Genomic DNA, 19,459 nt, shown 5'->3' with positions numbered 1-19,459 from the left:
TACTGAAAAATAACTGAGAGCAGCCTCAGAACAGACTGCGCAGTCGGCCGAAGAGGGTGCGACCCGGATCACGCTCGCGCTCGCTGAACAGGAACCGCAGTTCCTCCTCCAGCTCCTTGCGCACCACATCACGCAATTCCACCGCGGCGGCATGCTTATCGACCGCATCCCGCCACGGCGTCGGGTCGATCGGCGCACCGGCGGAGAAGTAGAAGCGCTCGGGCCGTGGAATACCGGTCGGGCCGACACCACGGATGAGCGGCGGGGTCAGTTCGCGATTGAGACCGAGTGCTTCGACGGCCCAGCGCAGTGGGCGCATGACCGGATGGTCGCCGTCGACGACGATGTCGTAGGCGTCGTCCACGCCGATCATCGCCACCGGCACGATCGGCGCACCCGCTTCGATCGCCATATGCGCGAAGCCGGAGCGGCCCTCCCATTTGAGGACGTACTTTTCGTTCTTGCGGCGCACCGCTTCTCGGCCACCGCCGGGAAAGACGATGACGGCCTCGCCGCGGGCCAGCAGTGCGAGGCAGTTGCTGCGATTGCCGCGCACCGCCCCGAAGTGGTGCAGCAACTGCCGGATGCCGGGCACATTGATGAGCACATTCTCGGCAAGCCCACGGATCAGCCGCCCGCGACGGCGCAGCACCTCCGGCAGCAACAGCGGCGCATCGATACCGCCCATCAGATTGTGGTTGCCGACCAGCAGGACCGGACCCTCGGCCGGAATGTTCTCCAGGCCGTAGAACCGCGGACTCGTCCACGCGCGCAGCGGCGCGAGCAGGGTGTCGAGCACCCGCTTATCGGTGTCGGTGAGCGAAACCGATAGTGGCGCACCGTCACTCAGCACTGGTGTGGCGAGCGACGAATCACCGGAGCGCCGATCACCGGAATCGGCCGCACCGGAGTGGTCATGCGACATGGAACCCTCCTGATGTCGATTCGATGACGATAGCGCAACGAATTCGCCTGTGTCGCACTGGATGTGCCGGGGATGCGCTACCGACCGGCCGGTCCGTGAGCGAACTGGGCAAACACCGGTGTGTCGGCCGCCGCCCAGCCGCCGTCCGCAGCGCGGTGGCCGACTGCTCGCCGGTCGCTGGATGCCGCCACGGCTCAGCGCGAATACCCATTGGTCGCGGCCGAACCCGCTCCATCGGTTTGCGCCGAACCACCGGCGTGCGCGTACTGCGACAGGGCCGCGGCCAGTGCGTGCGGCACGCGCGCGCGGACCCGGGTGCCGCCCTCCTCGTGCTCGGAGGTGGTGATGCGCCCGTCCGCGTGGATGCGGGCCAGCAGATCACCGCGGGTGTACGGCAGCAGCACGCTGATCTCCACATCGAGGCCACCGAGCACCTCGGCCAAGCGCTCACGCAGTTCGGCGATACCGGCGCCCTTGTGCGCCGAGACATACGACGCGTCGGGCAGCATGGCGCGCAACCGGGTGAGCTCGACCGGATCGATCGCATCGATCTTGTTGACCACCAACAGTTCCGGCGGCGCTGGCGTGCCCGACTGCTTGATCACGTCGGTGATCACCTCGCGGACCGCCTTGATCTGTTCGGCGGGCAGCGGATCGGAGCCGTCGACCACGTGCAGCAGCAGATCCGCGCCGGTGACCTCCTCCAGGGTGGACCGGAACGCCTCGACCAGCTGGGTCGGCAGATGCCGTACGAAACCGACGGTATCGGTGAAGACGACCTCGCGGCCATCGTCCAACTCGGCGCGGCGCGTGGTCGGATCCAGGGTCGCGAACAGGGCGTCCTGGACCAGTAGGCCCGCGCCGGTCAGCGCGTTCATCAGACTGGATTTGCCCGCATTGGTGTAGCCGACGATCGCCACCGACGGGATGCCGCTGGAAGTGCGGCGGGCCCGCTTGGTGTCGCGTGCGGTCTTCATCTCGCGAATCTCGCGGCGCAGCTTGGCCATCCGCTCGCGGATGCGACGGCGGTCGGTCTCGATCTTGGTCTCACCGGGACCACGCAGACCCACACCGCCACCGTTGCCACCCGCACGACCACCGGCCTGCCGGGACATGGACTCACCCCAACCGCGCAGTCGCGGCAGCATGTATTCCATCTGGGCGAGCGAGACCTGCGCCTTGCCCTCGCTGGAGGTGGCGTGCTGGGCGAAGATGTCCAGGATCAGCGCGGTCCGGTCGATCACCTTGACCTTGACGACCTTCTCCAGTGCGGTCAGCTGTGCCGGTGTCAGTTCACCGTCGCAGATCACCGTATCGGCGCCGCTTTCGAGCACCACGGCGCGCAGTTCGTCGGCCTTGCCGGAGCCGATGTAGGTCGCCGGGTCCGGCTTGTCGCGACGCTGGATCAGGCCCTCGAGGACCTCCGAACCCGCGGTCTCGGCCAGCGCGGCCAGTTCGGCCATGCTCGCCTCGGCCTGGGTGGCGCTGCCGGTGGTCCAGACCCCGACCAGCACGACCCGCTCCAGGCGCAGCTGCCGATACTCGACCTCGGTGATATCGGTGAGCTCGGTGGACAGACCCGCGACCCGGCGCAGCGAGGAGCGCTCGTCGAGCTGCATCTCGCCGACCGTGGGATCGGCGGTCCACCCGGACCGCTTCATCCGCGCGGCGTGCTCGGCTACTACGTCGCCGGTGTCTTCCGTCGTGTCCTCGACGGCCTCGACGAGGTCGTTGTCGTCGTCGGCCGGAGTGAATTCATAAGTCTTTGATTTCGTCATACAGCATCCATGCTGCCACGCGAGCTCGGGTACGCGCATTCGGTTATCCCTGGACACGGCCGACGCGGGTGGTTCGCACCGGTCCGGGCGAGTCGTCGACGTCCACACGTTGTCCGCAGTTCGGCCACCAGAGCCCCGACCCGAATCCGTAGGTCGTAATCGCAGCCGACCTCAACGGGCACATCAATTCGGCCCCGCGCGGCACCACCGGATCACACCCGAGTACGCGGGACGGCATAGTTCGATTCTTGCGCCCCTCGCCCAGTGTTCGATCGCCGCGCCGTCCAGGTGCGGTATGTCGTCGCTCAGCCCAGCGCGACCACCCTGATCACGCCCCGCTCAGGTTGCCCATGACGGTTCGGAAGATATGACGTGCGTCGATGGGGGTCGACGCCAATGGCATTGATCGTCTCCGTTCTCAGTGCTGGTTGTGATATCCGAGCACCGCGGAGCAGATAAGCCGGCGCGAACCGAAGCCACGTGCGCAGCGAGCTACGCAGTCTCCCACCAGCTTTCGGCAATCCGACCGGTCGCCACCAGCACAGACGGGCCACGCAACCATGCCGCACCGTCGGCGAGGCGGACCGTGACCTCACCGCCCGGTACCCGAACCCGGACCTCGCCGCTATCGGTGGCGATGCGGAAACCGTTGGCGGCCAAGGCGGCCGCCGCGGCAGCGACGGTTCCCGTTCCGCAGGACCGGGTTTCGCCGACGCCGCGTTCATAGACGCGCATATCGACCGCGCCGTCGACCAGTCCGGTCACGATCTCGACATTCACGCCGTGTGGGAACAGATCCGGGTCGAATCCCGGGGCGACGCCGAGATCGAGTTTGGCGAGCGCGTCGGCGGACAGGCTCGCATCGACACAGGCCAGGTGCGGATTGCCGACATCGATGCCGATACCGGGAAATGCCCAGCCGCCGATGGTGGCGGTCGACGGACCCAATTCGCGCACCATCCCCATACCGACGGTGACCTCGCCGTTGACCGGCCCGCCACTGTGCACGGTGACCGGACGGGCTCCAGCCCGGCTGCCGACCACGTACTCCCCGCGCGTTTCGAGTCCCTGTGCCGCCAGGTAGTGCGCGAACACCCGCACTCCGTTACCGCACATCTCGGCGATCGAGCCGTCGGCATTGCGGTAATCCATGAACCAGTCGGAGTCGGCGACACCCTCCGGGATCTCGGCGAGCACACCGGCATCGCGCAGCGCACCCGCGCGCGCCACCCGCAGCACACCGTCCGCGCCCAGGCCGCGCTGGCGGTCGCACAGCGCGGCCACCCGCTCCGCGGTCAGGTCCAAGCGGACCTGCGGATCGGGCAGCACCACGAAATCGTTCTGGGTGCCGTGGCCCTTGGTGAACTCGATATCCGACACGTCGCGCATTCTCCCTGCTTATCGTCCTCGAACCAACGTACGACGCTGCCGCGAAATTTCGTACAGCGCGACCGCGGCGGCCGATGGCGCGCCGAGCGAGCTGGCGGTGCCACCCATCGGGATGTAGACCATATCGTCACAGGCCTGCTGCCAGGCCGCACTCATGCCGCTGGTCTCATTGCCGATGACCAGGATGGTCGCCTCGGTGAAGTCGTAGTCGAAGACCGCGGCCGCGCCGTGCTCATCGGTGCCGACAATGCGGGTCGGGATCCCGCGCTGCACCTGCCGGTCGCGGAATTCGAGTACCTGCGCGGTCCCGGCCGCACGAAATACCGGCATGGCGAACAGCGAACCGGTGGACGCGCGGACCGCCTGCGGATCGTATTGGTCGGCGCCGTGGCCGGTGACGATGATCCCGCTGGCGCCGAACGCATCCGCCGAGCGGATGAGCGTACCGAGATTGCCCGGCGAGTTGGGGCGATCGAAGACGACCACCACCGGTGGCGCGGCGTCACCGGGTTCACCGGGTTCGAAGGTATCGAGCTCGGGTTCCTTCGATATCGCGACGGCCACCAATTCCGGTATGCCGGTGGACTTTTCGCCGAGTTCGGCCATCAGCTCGGGAACCAGGCCGACCTGCGGCACACCGCTGGTCTCCAGGAGTTCACGCGCCCAGCTCGACAGATCGGGCGCGCCGAGCCGGTAGAGCATCGTTTCCAGCGGCCAGTCGTTGGCGAGCGCCTGGGTGATCGGACGCACGCCCTGCACCAGGAAGCGGCCGTCGCGGTGGCGTTTGGTGCGGTTGTTCAGGTACGCCTGCCACACCTGCACCGAGGCATTGCGGGTACTCACACGACGGGTCACTGCGGCGTCCGTTCCTTGTCGAGCATGGACAGTGTGGTCGCGACCAGATCGGGATCGGCGCCGTCCACCCAGCGCACCCGGGGATCGCGGCGGAACCACGAGCGCTGCCGCCGGACATAGCGCCGGGTGCCGATCAGCGTGCGTTCCTGTGCGTGGTTCAGGTCGTATTCGTTGTCCAGATATGACAGGACTTGTGCGTAGCCGATCGCCCGGCGCGCCGTGACGCCCTCGCGCAGACCCTGACCGATCAGGCCGCGGACCTCCTCGACGAGACCGGCCTCGAACATCCGCGCGGTGCGCAATTCGATGCGCGCGTCGAGTTCTTCCGTCTCCCGGTCGACGCCGATGATCACGGTGTTCCAGCGCGGTCGTCCGATGGCGGGCGCCGAGGCCGCGAACGGGCGGCCGGTGAGTTCGACGACCTCGAGCGCGCGCACCATGCGACGGCCATCGGTGGGCAGAATGGTCGCCGCGGCGGCCGGATCGGCCTGCCGCAGTGCCTCGTGCACCGCGTCGAGGCCGCGCTCGGCCAGCAGCTGCTCCCAGCGCGCGCGGACGGTGGGGTCGGTGGCCGGAAACTCCCAATCATCGAGCAGCGCTTGGACATACATCATCGACCCGCCCACGATGATCGGGATGCGCCCGCGGGCCATGATCTCGCGCACGTCCACGCTGGCCGCGGCCTGGTAGGCGGCGACGGTCGCGGTTTCGGTCACGTCGAGGACATCGAGTTGGTGGTGTGGGATATCGCGGCGTTCGGCCGGCAGGAGTTTCGCGGTGCCGACATCCATGCCGCGGTAGAGCTGCATCGCATCGATATTCACGATTTCGCCGCCGAGCCGCTCGGCCAGCTCGAGACCGAGATCGGATTTGCCGGTGGCGGTGGGGCCGACGACGGCGATGGGAGTTATCCCATTGCCGGACAACGGGTCCAGCGGCGCCGAGCCCGTCGGATGCGAGTCCGAATCGCTCACGAATCACCTCCCGACACGCTCGGCCGCCAGACGCTCACCTGATACCCGACGCCGAACGGCGCATCGCGGTACAGGGTTTCGACGCAGGGGGCCTTCGGATCCGCGGCGAACAAACCGGCGAGCACCTGATACGCCGCGCGCCCGGATAGTGCCAGTTCGGCGCACAGTGTCGGATCCAAGGCGAGCAGTCCCGCGGTATCACCTTCTGCCAGGGCTCGGTCCAGCTCGCGCTGCACGTCGGCGGCGCGTTCGTCGAGATAGCCGGGCGCCTTGAGCGTCAGGGTCGCGGCGCCGTCGGCGAGCACCAGGACACCAGCCGGTTCGGGCGAGCCGTCCAGGGCGCTACGCAGGTCCGCGCCGATCCGGGCACATCGATCGACGGGGGTATCCGCGGCGACCAGCGTCGTCGAGGCGACCGCCTCGGGTGCGACCTGGCCACGCAACCATCCGGCGATCAGGGCGGGTAGCGGCAGCTGCGGATCCGCCGTGTCGGGAGTTTGCCGCGCCCGCTCGAGTGCATCGTCGGAGAGCGCGACCTGGACCTCCGCACCGAAACCGCGGAAGGTGCCCACCGCGTCCTGGCCGACGACCTGCGCGGCATCGCCCACACCGATGACCGTCCAGTGCTGCGTCACGGCCGCCAGTGCGCCGACCGCGGTGAGCGCGGCCGCGCGCAGCACCGCTGGCGCGTCATCGGGATCGGCCCCGGCCGCGTGCGCGAGACCGCCGCAGAGCTCGGGCACCAGGATCGGCGGCGACGGGACCAGGGCCGCAATGGAGAACACGCCGTAACCGTAGTCGTTGGCCGAATGAGCGATCCACACTGCCGCTGCCGCCCTCCGTAAGGTCCGGCTTCGAGTGTCTCTGCCGCAAACTTGGCCGAGATTGATAGTGTTCGAGGTGCTACAACCCAGGTCATCACGGGTTGATTTCCCTGGGAATCATCAGTCGGAGGGTATTGATCGATGGTTTACAGGGCTCGGACCGGGTTCAATGGAGTGAGCTAGGGCGTAACCAGGCAGCCGTGACGCGCGGCAGGGACGAGGAGCAATGAATCAAGCATCGCGCAGCGATTCAGTGAGGGGTGGCGGCGGGGAGACGGGTGAGCGCGACAGCAACGGAACGGCGAAAGCGACCCCAGGCAGCACGCCGCGCCCCTCGGATGCCCCGAAGGCCGCCGCCCCTAAACCTTCCGCCACCCCGAAACCGTCCGCGGCCCCCAAACCAGGCGGGTCGACGGCACATCCGAAGCCGCACGCGATCAAACCAGCGCCAGGTCCGGCGGCGCAACATCCGCATCCGGTCGTTGTCCCGACCGTCAGCGATCCCAGTGCCTGGGGCCGCGTCGACGATGACGGCACCGCCTGGGTGAAGACCGCCGATGGCGAACGCGTCGTCGGTTCCTGGCAGGCCGGTGACGCCGCCGAGGGGCTCGCGCACTTCGGCCGCCGGTTCGACGATCTGGCCACCGAAGTAGCGCTGCTGGAGGCGCGGCTGGCCGCTGGCGCGGATGCCCGCAAGACCAAGGCCGCCGCGGTCACCATCGCCGAATCGCTGCCCACCGCCGCCGTTATCGGCGATATCGACGGGCTGGCGCGACGACTGCAGGCCATTGCCGAACACTCCGAAGAGGCGGCGGCGCACGCCAAGGAGGAGAAGGAAAAGGCCAGACACGAGCACACCGAGCGCAAGGAAGCGCTGTGCGCCGAGGCCGAGAAGATCGCCACCGAATCCACCCAGTGGAAGGCAGCGGGCGATCGGCTGCGCGAAATCTTGGACGAGTGGAAGTCGATCCGCGGGGTGGACCGCAAGGTCGACGACGCGCTATGGAAGCGCTACTCCAAGGCCCGCGAGGCCTTCAACCGGCGCCGTGGCGCGCACTTCGCCGAACTCGATCGCGAACGTGCGGCCGCGAAGACGCGCAAGGAAGAACTCTGCGTACGCGCCGAGGAGCTGTCCGGCTCCACCGACTGGGGCGGCACGGCGAGTGTGTTCCGCGATCTGCTCGCCGAGTGGAAGGCCGCGGGGCGGGCGCCGCGCGAGGCCGACGAGGCGCTGTGGCGGCGGTTCAAGAGCGCCCAGGATGTGTTCTTCGCGGCGCGCAATGCCGCCGTCTCCGAACGCGACGCCGAATTCGAGCACAATGCGGCCGCCAAGGAAGAGCTGCTGCGCGCCTATGAACACATTGATCCGGCCACTGGTCTGGACTCGGCCCGCGCCGCACTGCGCGAGCTGCAGGACAAGTGGGACGCGATCGGCAAGGTGCCGCGCGAGCGCATCCAGGAGTTGGAAGGCAAGCTGCGCGTCATCGAAAAGCGGGTCCGCGACGCGGTGGACGCCCAGTGGCGCCGCACCGATCCGGAAGCAATGGCGCGGGCGGCGCAGTTCCGCGAGCGGGTGGCACAGTTCGAGGAGCAGGCCGCCAAGGCAACCGCCGCCGGGAACAAGCGCGATGCCGAGAAGGCGCTGGAGCAGGCCAAGCAGTGGCGCGAATGGGCCGAGGCCGCGGAGGGTGCCGTCAGCAATCGCTGATGGTCAGCGGCGGTGCAATGCGCTGAGCGTGCACTTTCCGCCGAATCCGGCGAGTCGTGCCGGATTCTGGAGCAAGTGCACGCTCGGTGCGGTTTCGCGGCAGGAGATTCCGTTCCTCGGTCTGTTCGCCATGATGGCCGTCGCGTTTCGGTACCGAAGGCCGAATCCGGCCTACCGCGCGGACGCCTTCGGCGTCGTGCAAGCGCTGTTCGCCATCAGCAAGCAGGCGGAGGTTCAGGAATCGCCGGTCAGGCGGCGGCGATCGCGTTCCTCGGCGGCGGCCGCCGCGATGCGGCGCTGTTCTTCCGCGGCGAGTTGCAGTGCCGTGCGGCTCCAGACGACGCGGATCCAGTGGAATGTCAGAACGATGATCGCGATGGCGCCGAGGATCAGGCCGATGCCGGGGCCAGCGCCGTGATAGTTGCCGAGGCCGGGGGTCTGGCGGTGCCAGATGGAGAAGACACCGAAGACGCTGCCGATGGCCGATCCGGCGACGGCGACCCATGCGAGCACCCAGCGGCGGGTCATCAACGCGAGCAGCGAGAAGCCGATGCCGAACAGGACGGCGAACCAGACGAAGATCCGCGACGGCAGGCCGATGTGCTCCGCGCGGGCGGCATCGGTGCTGAGCAGCACATCGAAACCGCGGGCACCGCCGGCATGCGGCAGCACCAGCGACAGCAGCAGCAGGAATACCGCCCCCGCGACCACCAGCGCGCGTACACCCGGATCGATCTCGCCGGCAATGCGCCGCTCGACGGCGTCGAGTTCGTCCTTGAACTGCTCGAAGTCGTTGCTGCTGTCGACCGAGTTCACTGAGCCCTCGTTTCCTTCGGCTGATACGTGGTCCGCTGCCTTATCCGCACCCACTGTGCCACCAGCGCTCTCACCGGCCTCAGCCGACCCACTACGTCCGGTAGTACTTTCCTCATCGTCGCCCGAGCCCGATACCGGATTGCCCGCGGCGCCGCCCTCATCCGGGGTCGAGGAGCCCCCGTCGAGCCCGCGCCCGGACGCCGAATCCGCGTCCTCGACCGCGTGATCCGCTCGGGCTCCAGCCGAATTCGATGCGGGCGAACCCGCCCCCGGTGCACCGTGTTCGCGGTCGGGTGCGGCGTCCGCTCCCCCGGCACCGCGCGTCGTGTCGTCGTCACCTGTACTCACGAATCCACCTCGCTCGAATCCGCGCAGGCGTTCAGCGCCGGTTTCCTCGGCGCGATCGACACCGCCGCACTGGCCGTGGCCGCGGTGATGACCGAACCAATGGCTCGCACGATCATGCGCCGCAGCCGGTTGAGCAGCCAGCGGCGGCCGGTTCCGGTGCGGGGGCGCCGATACGGGGTAGGCCGAGGCCGACGCCGATGGGTTCGGTCTTCGGGGTGATGCCGCGTTCGTGGGCGTCGCCCGCGCGGGTGCGGCGGTGCGACTTGATGGCCGAGTCGGCGATCAGGTGGTGCGGGGCCGCGCCGGTGATATCGACGGTGATGATGTCGCCCGGACGGATCCGCTCCGCGGTACCGTCGGGGCGGAAGTGCACGAGCCTGCCGTCGCGGGCCCGGCCGCTCATCCTGGCGGTCGCGGCGTTCTTCTTGCCGGCGCCCTCGGCCACGAGCAGTTCCACCTCGGTGCCGATCAGCGCACGGTTCGCATCGAGGGAGATCTCCTCCTGCAGCGCGATCAGCCGGTCGTAGCGTTCCTGGACCACGGCCTTGGGCAGCTGGTCGGGCATATCCGCGGCCGGTGTGCCGGGACGCTTGGAGTACTGGAAGGTGTAGGCGCTGGTGAACCGCGCCTGCCGGACCACATCCAGGGTCTCCTGGAAGTCCTCCTCGGTTTCGCCGGGGAAGCCGACAATGATGTCGGTGGTGATCGCTGCGTGCGGCATCGCCGCCCGCACCTTCTCGATAATGCCCAGGTAGCGCGCCTTGCGGTAGGAGCGGCGCATCGCCTTGAGCACCCGATCCGAACCGGACTGCAGCGGCATGTGCAGCTGCGGGCAGACATTGGAGGTCTCGGCCATCGCCTCGATCACGTCATCGGTGAATTCGGCCGGATGTGGCGAGGTGAAGCGCACCCGCTCCAGTCCGTCGATCCGTCCGGCGGCGCGCAGCAGTTTGGCGAATGCGCCGCGATCGCGGGCCTCATCGGGATCGGCGAAGGAGGCGCCGTAGGAATTCACGTTCTGACCGAGCAGCGTGACCTCCAGCACGCCCTGGTCGACCAGCGCCTGCACCTCGGCGAGCACATCACCGGGACGGCGGTCGACCTCCTTGCCGCGCAGCGACGGCACGATGCAGAACGTACAGGTGTTGTTGCAGCCCACCGAGATCGAAACCCAGCCAGCATAGGCCGATTCGCGCTTGGCGGGCAGGCTCGACGGGAACGCCTCCAGCGATTCCAGGATCTCCACCTGCGCCTCGGCATTGTGCCGGGCCCGCTCCAGCAGTACCGGCAGCGAACCGATGTTGTGCGTACCGAACACCACATCCACCCACGGCGCCTTGCGCACGACCGTGTCGCGGTCCTTCTGTGCCAGGCAGCCGCCGACGGCGATCTGCATGCCGGGCCGATCGGCCTTGATGGGCGCGAGGTGGCCGAGGGTGCCGTAGAGCTTGTTGTCGGCGTTCTCGCGCACCGCGCAGGTATTGAAGACGACGAGGTCGGCCGTCGCGCCGGGCGCGGCCTTCACATAACCCGCATCCTCGAGCAGGCCCGACAAGCGTTCGGAATCGTGCACGTTCATCTGGCAACCGAAGGTGCGGACCTCGTAACTGCGGGTGCCGTCCTGGGCCGAAGGTGCGGGAGACAACACTGCCTGTCCGATCGAATCCACCCATCCAGGGTACGGGGGTGGGCAATGCGAGTTTTCAGCGCATCGGCGCAGGCTCCGGGCCCCGACCGGGTCGCATCGGATGGGTTACGGCGCTGTGTCGACCCGGCGTGGCATAACGGTGTGTCGCGGAAACCAGGGCAAATCGCCGTTTTCCGCTTAAGGTCTTGGACCATGACCGACGAAGCCGCCGCGCCCGACACAATCGGGTTGGCCAAAACCGGGGCAGCTAGTTCTGATGAGGGCAGTACCGCCACGAGCGCGCCGATGATTTTTATGCGCAATGTGGACAAGCATTTCGGTGAACTGCATGTTCTGCGCGATATCAACCTCGAAGTCCCCAAAGGGCAGGTAGTCATTGTTCTGGGTCCCTCGGGATCCGGGAAGTCGACGCTGTGCCGGACCATCAACCGCCTCGAGCCCATCGACTCCGGCGATATCGCCATCGACGGCGTGCCGCTGCCCGCCGAGGGCCGAGCACTCGCCGCACTGCGCGCCGACGTCGGGATGGTGTTCCAATCGTTCAACCTCTTCGCGCACAAAACGATCGTCGAGAACGTGATGCTCGCGCCGCTGAAGGTGCGCAAGGTCAAGAAGGACGACGCCCGCAAGCGCGCGATGGAACTGCTCGAGCGCGTCGGCATCGCCAACCAGGCCGAAAAGTATCCGGCGCAGCTGTCCGGCGGCCAGCAACAGCGGGTGGCGATCGCCCGCGCGCTGGCGATGAGCCCGAAGGTGATGCTGTTCGACGAGCCCACCTCGGCATTGGACCCGGAGATGGTCAACGAGGTGCTCGACGTCATGGTGTCGCTGGCCAAGGAGGGGATGACGATGCTCGTCGTCACCCACGAGATGGGATTCGCGCGCAAGGCGGGCAACCGCGTGCTGTTCATGGCGGACGGGTTGATCGTCGAGGACGACACACCCGAGGTGTTCTTCACCGCGCCGAAGTCCGACCGCGCCAAGGATTTCCTCGGCAAGATCCTGAGCCACTGAACCGAGTAATCACCGCAACCGTAAAAGACTTCGGCCATGGAAACACCAGAGGGAGAAGGAACTCGATGAGGATCAACCGTGCACTTCGACTCGGCATAGGGGCGGTAGCCCTGACACTGGCCGCCAGCACCGCCGCCTGTGGGGGCGGCAGCGACAAAACCGCACTGGACCACGCCAAGGACGGCAAGCTCACCGTCGGTATCAAATTCGATCAGCCGGGCCTCGGCCTGCGCAACAAGGACGGCTCCTACAGCGGCTTCGACGTCGAGGTCGCCAAGTACGTCGCGGGCAAGCTCGGCGTGAAGCCGGAGAACATCACGTTCAAGGAGTCGCCCTCCGGTCAGCGCGAGACGCTGATCGAGAACGGTCAGGTCGACTACATCGTCGCCACCTACTCGATCAACGACAAGCGCAAGGAGAAGGTCGACTTCGCCGGGCCGTACTACGTCGCGGGCCAGTCGCTGCTGGTGAAGGCCGACAACAACAGCATCAACGGACCCAATGATCTGAAGGGTAAGAAGGTCTGCTCGGTGAAGGGTTCCACCCCGGCCCAGAACATCGAGAAGAACTACCCGGACACCCAACTGCAGACCAACGACACCTACTCGCTGTGCCTCGAGGGCCTGCAGGCGGGTTCGTATGACGCGGTCACCACCGACGACATCATCCTGGCCGGTTACGCCGCGCAGAGCGCGGGCACGTTCAAGGTCGTCGGCAAGCCGTTCACCACGGAGAACTACGGCATCGGCCTGAAGAAGGGCGATAAGGAACTGCGCGACAAGGTCAACGACGCGATCGAGGCGATGATCGCGGACGGTTCCTGGAAGAAGGCGTTCGACTCCACGGTCGGTGCCTCCGGCTACCAGGCGCCGACGCCGCCGACGGTGAACCGGTACTGAGATTCCTGATCGGGTGGCCCCCGGACCGGGCCACCCGATCTCTTCGCTACGAGCACCCCTGTACATCGCGCGCGGAAGGACGACCTCCGGCCGCCGCACATCGATCCGATCGGAGGGACGCGCCCACCGTGTTCGACCTGATCTCGAGGTATGACGTCCTCGGCGCCTTCTGGGTTACCATCAAACTGACCGCGGCGTCGGCGGTCCTCGCCCTGATCCTGGGCACATTCGTCGCCGCCATGCGCGTCTCTCCGGTGCCTGTCGCCCGTTTTCTCGGCACCGCCTACGTCACCATCTTCCGCAATACCCCGCTGACGCTCATCATCGTGTTCTGCTCGCTCGGCCTCTACTCCACGATGGGCTGGAAGCTCGCCCCCGAGGGCCCGAACTCGCTGGCGCAGAACAACTTCCGCTACGCGGTACTCGGACTCAGCATCTACACCGCGGCATTCGTCTGCGAATCGCTGCGCGCGGGCATCAACACCGTGCCGATGGGCCAGTCCGAGGCGGGCCGTTCACTGGGCTTCACCTTCGTCCAGAATCTGCGAATCGTGGTGCTGCCCCAGGCATTCCGCTCGGTCATCGCCCCGCTGGGCAGTGTGTTGATCGCACTGACCAAGAATTCGACGATCGCCTCGGCCATCGGCGTCGCCGAGGCCGCGACCCTGATGGCCAAGATGAACGAGAACGAGGCCGCGCTGATCACCATCGGGTTCATCTTCGCCCTCGGCTTCGTGATCCTGACCCTGCCGACCGGCCTGCTGTTCGGCTGGCTGGCCAAGCGATTCGAGGTGGCCCGATGAGTTCCGGAGCTTCGGTCCTTTTCGACGCGCCGGGACCACGCGCGCGCCTGCGAAACCAGATCTATTCTGTCATCGCGATTGTCGCGGTGCTGGCACTGGGCTGGGTCTTCTACCGCGGCTTCGCCGATAAGGGGCAGTTCACCGCGGAGAAGTGGAAGCCGTTCCTCGAGGCGGACGTCTGGAAGACCTATCTGCTGCCCGGTCTGCGCGGCACCCTCGTGGCCGCGCTGCTGTCGATTGTGTTCGCACTCGCGATCGGCATGATCTTCGGCATCCTGCGGCTGTCGGACCATCGGCTGGTGCGCTGGTTAGCGGGCGCGATCGTCGAGGTGGCCCGGGCTATCCCGGTGCTGATCCTGATGATCTTCCTGTTCTATGTCTTCTCCGATTACAAGGTGTTCAAGGTCGATCAGCTCGCACTGTGGGCCGTGGTGATCGCGCTGACGGTCTACAACGGCTCGGTCATCGCCGAAATCGTGCGCGCCGGTATCAAATCGCTGCCCAAGGGCCAGACCGAGGCCGCGGTGGCCCTCGGTCTGCGCAAGGGCCAGCTGATGCGGCTGATCCTGCTGCCACAGGCGATCACCGCGATGCTGCCCGCACTGATCTCGCAAATGGTGGTCGCGCTGAAGGATTCGGCCCTCGGCTATCAGATCACCTACCTCGAGATCGTCCGTCAGGGCTCCCAACTCGGCGCCGCCGAACGCAATACCGTCCCCGCACTGATGGTCGTCGCAGTGGTAATGATTCTGCTGAACAGCACGCTGACCGTGGTGGCCAATAAGCTCGAGCAGCGCCTGCGCTCCCGCAAACGCAAGAGGGGAGCCACGGTCGTCCCCGCCGACTCGGTGCTGGCCGACGCCACCCCCGGAATGGATATCACTCAGAAGCCCTGAGCCCCGGCTGACTGTTCGACTCGAAGACACCTCGCCCTGGGACACCTCGCCCGGGTCGCCGATCGCGGATCTCTCGCCTCGGCGACCGGTGCGGGTCACCAGCGCGTGATCGGCAACGGGCAAGGAACGGCCTCCGATGGGCCTGCACACGACCTGCTGTCGAGGACGGGCTCGGCAGACCGTAGAAAACACACCTGCCGCAGCGGATTCGGCCACGTAGCTGGCGGCCGCAACTGATGGGCGCCGACGCGAAGCCAGCGCATGCTGACTGAACTGACGCCGCGATGGCGGCGGTAGGGCCGACGATCAGGCTGTCCCTGCCCCCACGCGGCAGTCAGGACGAGGTCACGATGCCCTGGAGCCCTTCCGCGTCGAGAAGGCCGGGGGCGGAAGGCTCTTCTGGCATGGCCGATTCCGGGTGGCTTGTCGACTACCACAACGGCAGCGGCGCGGACACCGGCGCACACACACGCCGCGGTCGCGGCGAACGGATGGGTGATCCCCGACCTGGTGTCTAGACGAGTGATTCCAAGGTATGAGCGGCTCGGATGGCGAGCCGCCTAACGCGGTTAGTGGTCGTAGGCGGTCAGTGATCGGTGAACTGGTGCGCCAGCGTGGTCGTTATGCCAGATCGCGGTGGTGAGCGCGAGAATGCGTTGTAGGACACGGGCGATGACTCCGGCCGGGGTGCGTCCGCCGTGGCGTTCCAGGTCGAGCTGGGCTTTGAGTGTCTGGTTGATCGACTCGATGGTTTGGCGCAGCGGTTTGAACAACGCGCTGCTTGGGCGTTCGGGCTCGCCTTTTCGAGCCGGGCCGCAACAGGCGCAGCCCCACCGTTGTCAGGTCGGTTTCGAATCCGGCCCCGAAGTAGTTCTTGTCGCAGATGAGCGTTTGTCCTGGTCGCTGCGCCGCCAGGGTGGGGTCGGCGTGGAGGATGCCCATCAGCGTAGCGCGGCCAGCGGGCCTCGGAGGTGAACCCGCGCAGGGCCTGCATCACCGCCAAGGTGATCAGCTCGGCATCGGTCAACCGCGGCGCGAACCCGACCATAGGACGCCGAGGGCCGAGATCCGGGCGACGCTTCAGTAGGTCGTCGGTGCTGACGTACAGTGCGGTGGCGAGAGTGTCGATGTCATTGCTCACAACCTTGACCTACGACACTCTCGCCTCATTTCCCAAATTCTCTGCCAACGACACCTCCAAGATGGCGTCGCGGCCAAGCCCTGCGTGGACTTCTCAACGGCTGGAGGTCTTCCTTCGCAACACGGGCAAGCCGACCGCTGACGCCGGGCCAGTATTCAGACGGAGCCGCCACCACGTTGCGTCTTACCTGGCCTGGGAAGTTACCGATGTCTCGATCCCCAGCCATGGTTCACACTGATCGCGCCGTAGTCGACTACCGAACGAAGACCGGGTGTAGGTGATGTATCAAGTGCGACCTTTCGAAGGTGTGGCCGAAGCGCGGTTCGGGGAGCAGAGAGCGACTCTGCACGCCCGGCTCGGCCAGCATGAAACGTTCAGGAAGGGCGGCACACAAATCGGCCTGACCGACCACTACGTGGAGCTCGGGCTGATCCTGCATCACGACCATCTCGAGCGCCTGTACTACCTGGAGTTGACCGACCCCGATACCGTTTACGAAGACGTCCCGCTGCTCGAATTGCCCTACCAGCAGGTCCGAGACGAACTCGCCGCACACGGCGCGCGGTATGTGGAGATGGAATACGGCGGCTGGGATTTTCCCGATCTCGGATTCCATCTGTGGCGGGGAGGCAACGACCACGAGACGGCAGAAGTGGTGGGGATGTACCCGCGCGGGTACCGCGACGCGATCGGTGGTTTCGTAGGCGCGTCACCAACACCAATCAAGCGCCACACCTTGATACCTCATGTGGGCATCGAGCTGGCCCAGTTGGGCGACAGTCGAGACGAGCTACGGGAACGTCTCGGGGGATGTCTTGAAAGTGTGCCCCCTTACGGTCCCGCAGCCGTGGACAGCTACATCGACCATGGCCTGGAACTCGGTTTCGACGAGAGCGATCACATGATCTCGATCGCGATTTCTTCGCTGGCCGAGTCGGTCACCTATGAGGGGGTCGAGCTCTACCATCGCCCCTATCCGGACGTCGTCGCGGATCTCGCCACCCGAGGCACCGATGTCGAGCACGGCGAATTGATCGTGCGAGCACCAGGGTTCGATCTCCTTCTCTGTAACCCCCGTCCCGACGCTCTGGTCGCTGCAATACGGATCGCAACTGTAGTGGCCGACACCACGCGATAGCAGCCTTCGCTGGCCCTCAGAACTTCACTGGCAGAGTACATTTCGCCGATCTCAAGCACACTCGCCCACCGCATCCAACGCCAAATAGATTCCACCGATCAACGACATCCGGATTCACCAGCACCGCCACGTCGACGACAACCCGGAAACCACGCCCAGCGCGGCACGAGCGCCGCGCATCAACCCCTTGGAATCACTCGTCTAGTCAGGACGAGGTCACGATGCCCTGGAGCCCTTCCGCGTCGAGAAGGCCGGGCGTGGAAGGTTGTTCTGACGTGGTCGATTCGGGTGGGTAGGTGGCTGCCGCGACGGCTGTGGCGGCGCGGACGAAGGCGGCTACGGCGGGGGAGCGGCAGGTTTGTGGCCAGGCCAGGGCGAGGGTGGTCGGCTGGAGGTCGGTGACGGGGCGGTAGGCGATATCGGGGCGGGGGTGGCGGCGGGCCACCGAGGCGGGTGGGAACCAGATGATGCTGCCCAGTTCGATCAGGTTGAAGATCTGTGCCAGATCCAGGTTTGTCCGGCGGGCGACCGGCTTCGGGTCATGGGATCCGCTGTGGGTGTTGGGGATCAGGCCGTCCTGGTCGGCGGGTGAGCCGTCGGGCAGCATTCTGCCGGTGAGGTCGGCCAAGCACAGGGTTGCGCGGGCGGCCAAGGGATCGGACGCCGCCAGGGCGACCAAGCGGGGCTCGGTCAGCAGCGGTTCGACATCCAGGTCGCGGGCGTCGAACGGGGTGGGCAGCAGTGCGATATCCGCTCGGCCCTGGCGCAGGGCCGGGACCTGCTCGCCCCGACCGCCCAACATCACCTCGACCGGAATCGCCGCTTCCGCACGGTGGTACGTCTCGAGGATCTGCAGCAGGAGCCCACCGTCGTAATCGGTTTTGAGCGCGAGCCGCAACCCGGGCGTGGGCTGCCCGATGTGCCGGGCTCGATGCGCGGCGGCGGCGACCGCGTCGAGCGCGGTCGGGGCATCGCGGAGCAAAACCTCACCGGCCGGGGTGAGCACGACCTGCCGGGTGGTGCGCTCGAACAACTGAACACCCAACTGGCGTTCCAGTTCCCGAATCGCCCGGGACAGCGGCGGCTGCGCCATCCCCAATCGCTCGGCAGCGCGCCCGAAATGCAGTTCCTCCGCGACGGCCACGAAGTATCGGAGTTGGCGAACCTCCAGATCACTCATATCCCCACGGTATCAACGGGTATCCAATCGGTCCTTCAGGTTCGATGCCGTGCCTAGTTGACTGGCCGATGCCAAATCACTCGAACAGAGGTCATCATGATCGTTGTCACCACCCCGACCGGCACCATCGGCCACCAGGTCCTCCAGCATCTGCTCGACAGCGACGCACCGGTCCGCGTCATCGCACGTGATCCCGCACGCCTGCCCGCAGACATCCGCGAGCGCGTAGACATCGTGCAGGGCTCACACGGGGATATCGATGTGGTCGCCAAGGCATTCGCCGAAGCCGACGCCGTGTTCTGGCTACTCCCCCCGAACCTTCGCGCCACGAGCCTCGATACGGCGTTTCTCGACTTCACCCGGCCCGCTTGCGAGGCATTCACGAGCCAGAACGTGAATCGAGTGGTCGGCGTCTCGGCCGTCGGGCGCGGATCGGCGGTGGCCGGACACGCCGGACTGGTCACGGCCTCGCTGGCCATGGACGATCTGATCGCGAGCACCGGCGTGAGCTACCGAGCGCTGACCATGCCCTCGTTCATGGACAATATGCTCGGCCAGGTCGAGACCATCAAAAGCCACGGCGCATTCTTCTGGCCACTCTCCCCTGATCACAAACGCCCGACCTGCGCAACCCGCGATATCGCAACCGTCGCCGCCGAACTACTGCTCGATGACTCCTGGACCGGACAGGACAGCGTCCCCATCCTCGGCCCCGAGGACCTCTCCGGAAACGACATGGCACAGATCATGTCCGAAGTACTCGGCCGCCCGATCCGCTTCCAACAGATCCCCGGCACCACCTTCAAAGCCAGACTCCTCAAATCCGGCATGTCCGAAGCAATGGCCCAGGGCATGCTCGACACGCTCGAAGCCAAAAACAACGGCCTCGACAACACCGAACCCCGCACCCCCCGATCCACCACCCCCACCACCTTCCGCCAATGGTGCGAAGAATTCCTCACCCCCGCCTTCCAAGACTGACCCACACCGAGGTTCCACCGTCCCCCGTCGCGCCAAGCCATCTACACCCAGATCCACCGCTCAGCACTGCGCCAGTCCATCTTTCCCCACCGCTGTGCAACCGCCCACCCCGTAGCCGCAGCCAGCCATCGCGCCCAGACAC

Annotated in this window: 16 protein-coding genes and 1 pseudogene; 7 read left to right on the top strand and 10 right to left on the bottom strand. The window is 66.6% G+C overall.

Annotation, left to right across the window (positions count from 1 at the left end; all coding sequences use genetic code 11):
• Positions 1-25: 25 nt before the first annotated feature.
• The 6 genes from ACQP0C_RS13980 to ACQP0C_RS13955 all read right to left on the bottom strand — a co-directional run bounded on the left by ACQP0C_RS13980 (position 26) and on the right by ACQP0C_RS13955 (position 6,706).
• Complete coding sequence (locus ACQP0C_RS13980) at positions 26-925, bottom strand: lysophospholipid acyltransferase family protein (protein ID WP_433733342.1); 900 nt, start codon at positions 923-925, stop codon at positions 26-28.
• 194 nt (positions 926-1,119) lie between these two features.
• Positions 1,120-2,586, bottom strand: a complete 1,467-nt coding sequence (gene hflX, locus ACQP0C_RS13975; RefSeq protein WP_433734541.1) for a GTPase HflX — start codon at positions 2,584-2,586, stop codon at positions 1,120-1,122.
• Between the two features lie 609 nt (positions 2,587-3,195).
• Positions 3,196-4,074, bottom strand: coding sequence for a diaminopimelate epimerase (gene dapF / locus ACQP0C_RS13970; protein ID WP_433734540.1), 879 nt, complete (start codon positions 4,072-4,074; stop codon positions 3,196-3,198).
• Between the two features lie 27 nt (positions 4,075-4,101).
• A complete protein-coding gene (locus tag ACQP0C_RS13965; protein ID WP_433733341.1) occupies positions 4,102-4,947 on the bottom strand; it encodes a TrmH family RNA methyltransferase in 846 nt (281 codons plus the stop codon).
• Positions 4,944-5,858, bottom strand: coding sequence for a tRNA (adenosine(37)-N6)-dimethylallyltransferase MiaA (gene miaA, locus ACQP0C_RS13960; protein WP_433734539.1), 915 nt, complete (start codon positions 5,856-5,858; stop codon positions 4,944-4,946). The genes ACQP0C_RS13965 and miaA overlap by 4 nt, the downstream gene beginning before the upstream one ends.
• Before the next feature lie 59 nt (positions 5,859-5,917).
• On the bottom strand, positions 5,918-6,706 hold the full coding sequence (locus tag ACQP0C_RS13955) for a hypothetical protein (RefSeq protein ID WP_433733340.1): 789 nt from the start codon (positions 6,704-6,706) through the stop codon (positions 5,918-5,920).
• A gap of 265 nt (positions 6,707-6,971) precedes the next feature.
• On the opposite strand from ACQP0C_RS13955, the gene ACQP0C_RS13950 reads away from it, so the two are divergent.
• Positions 6,972-8,453, top strand: a complete 1,482-nt coding sequence (locus tag ACQP0C_RS13950; RefSeq protein WP_433733339.1) for a DUF349 domain-containing protein — start codon at positions 6,972-6,974, stop codon at positions 8,451-8,453.
• A gap of 234 nt (positions 8,454-8,687) precedes the next feature.
• Here ACQP0C_RS13950 and ACQP0C_RS13945 read toward each other — a convergent pair whose 3' ends face one another.
• The gene (locus ACQP0C_RS13945) at positions 8,688-9,269 is read right to left on the bottom strand and encodes an Rv2732c family membrane protein (RefSeq protein WP_433734538.1); all 582 of its coding nucleotides are present in this window, start codon (positions 9,267-9,269) and stop codon (positions 8,688-8,690) included.
• Between the two features lie 460 nt (positions 9,270-9,729).
• Complete coding sequence (gene miaB, locus ACQP0C_RS13940; protein ID WP_433733338.1) at positions 9,730-11,286, bottom strand: tRNA (N6-isopentenyl adenosine(37)-C2)-methylthiotransferase MiaB; 1,557 nt, start codon at positions 11,284-11,286, stop codon at positions 9,730-9,732.
• Positions 11,287-11,550: 264 nt separating this feature from the next.
• Between miaB and ACQP0C_RS13935 the strand changes: the two genes are divergently transcribed.
• From ACQP0C_RS13935 to ACQP0C_RS13920, 4 genes are all read left to right on the top strand, one after another.
• The gene (locus ACQP0C_RS13935; protein ID WP_433734537.1) at positions 11,551-12,279 is read left to right on the top strand and encodes an amino acid ABC transporter ATP-binding protein; all 729 of its coding nucleotides are present in this window, start codon (positions 11,551-11,553) and stop codon (positions 12,277-12,279) included.
• Positions 12,280-12,344: 65 nt separating this feature from the next.
• Positions 12,345-13,178 carry a glutamate ABC transporter substrate-binding protein gene (locus ACQP0C_RS13930; RefSeq protein WP_433733337.1) on the top strand — a complete coding sequence of 278 codons (834 nt, stop codon included), beginning with the start codon at positions 12,345-12,347 and terminating at the stop codon, positions 13,176-13,178.
• A gap of 128 nt (positions 13,179-13,306) precedes the next feature.
• Complete coding sequence (locus ACQP0C_RS13925) at positions 13,307-13,981, top strand: amino acid ABC transporter permease (RefSeq protein WP_433733336.1); 675 nt, start codon at positions 13,307-13,309, stop codon at positions 13,979-13,981.
• Positions 13,978-14,877 carry an amino acid ABC transporter permease gene (locus ACQP0C_RS13920; RefSeq protein ID WP_433733335.1) on the top strand — a complete coding sequence of 300 codons (900 nt, stop codon included), beginning with the start codon at positions 13,978-13,980 and terminating at the stop codon, positions 14,875-14,877. The genes ACQP0C_RS13925 and ACQP0C_RS13920 overlap by 4 nt, the downstream gene beginning before the upstream one ends.
• A gap of 569 nt (positions 14,878-15,446) precedes the next feature.
• On the opposite strand, the pseudogene ACQP0C_RS13915 reads toward ACQP0C_RS13920, so the two are convergent.
• A pseudogene (locus tag ACQP0C_RS13915) lies at positions 15,447-16,018 on the bottom strand (hypothetical protein).
• Between the two features lie 280 nt (positions 16,019-16,298).
• Between ACQP0C_RS13915 and ACQP0C_RS13910 the strand changes: the two are divergent.
• The gene (locus ACQP0C_RS13910; protein WP_433733334.1) at positions 16,299-17,156 is read left to right on the top strand and encodes a hypothetical protein; all 858 of its coding nucleotides are present in this window, start codon (positions 16,299-16,301) and stop codon (positions 17,154-17,156) included.
• Positions 17,157-17,361: 205 nt separating this feature from the next.
• Here ACQP0C_RS13910 and ACQP0C_RS13905 read toward each other — a convergent pair whose 3' ends face one another.
• Positions 17,362-18,336 (bottom strand): LysR family transcriptional regulator, encoded by a 975-nt coding sequence (locus ACQP0C_RS13905; protein ID WP_433733333.1) that lies wholly within the window; start codon positions 18,334-18,336, stop codon positions 17,362-17,364.
• 96 nt (positions 18,337-18,432) lie between these two features.
• On the opposite strand from ACQP0C_RS13905, the gene ACQP0C_RS13900 reads away from it, so the two are divergent.
• On the top strand, positions 18,433-19,317 hold the full coding sequence (locus ACQP0C_RS13900) for an NAD(P)H-binding protein (protein ID WP_433733332.1): 885 nt from the start codon (positions 18,433-18,435) through the stop codon (positions 19,315-19,317).
• Positions 19,318-19,459 lie beyond the last annotated feature (142 nt).

This window comes from Nocardia sp. CA-129566 (assembly GCF_050956075.1).
Lineage (GTDB): Bacteria > Actinomycetota > Actinomycetes > Mycobacteriales > Mycobacteriaceae > Nocardia.
Note: the sequence above shows the minus strand (reverse complement) of the source record. Positions and strands in the feature narration are given on the sequence as shown.

Excerpts from the sequence above, each read along its gene's own strand:
- ACQP0C_RS13980 (WP_433733342.1), bottom strand. The coding sequence starts at position 925 with ATGTCGCATGACCACTCCGGTGCGGCCGATTCCGGTGATCGGCGCTCC.
- hflX (WP_433734541.1), bottom strand. The coding sequence starts at position 2,586 with ATGAAGCGGTCCGGGTGGACCGCCGATCCCACGGTCGGCGAGATGCAG.
- ACQP0C_RS13950 (WP_433733339.1), top strand. The coding sequence starts at position 6,972 with ATGAATCAAGCATCGCGCAGCGATTCAGTGAGGGGTGGCGGCGGGGAG.
- ACQP0C_RS13935 (WP_433734537.1), top strand. The coding sequence starts at position 11,551 with ATGATTTTTATGCGCAATGTGGACAAGCATTTCGGTGAACTGCATGTT.
- ACQP0C_RS13930 (WP_433733337.1), top strand. The coding sequence starts at position 12,345 with ATGAGGATCAACCGTGCACTTCGACTCGGCATAGGGGCGGTAGCCCTG.
- ACQP0C_RS13920 (WP_433733335.1), top strand. The coding sequence starts at position 13,978 with ATGAGTTCCGGAGCTTCGGTCCTTTTCGACGCGCCGGGACCACGCGCG.
- ACQP0C_RS13910 (WP_433733334.1), top strand. The coding sequence starts at position 16,299 with ATGTATCAAGTGCGACCTTTCGAAGGTGTGGCCGAAGCGCGGTTCGGG.
- ACQP0C_RS13905 (WP_433733333.1), bottom strand. The coding sequence starts at position 18,336 with ATGAGTGATCTGGAGGTTCGCCAACTCCGATACTTCGTGGCCGTCGCG.
- ACQP0C_RS13900 (WP_433733332.1), top strand. The coding sequence starts at position 18,433 with ATGATCGTTGTCACCACCCCGACCGGCACCATCGGCCACCAGGTCCTC.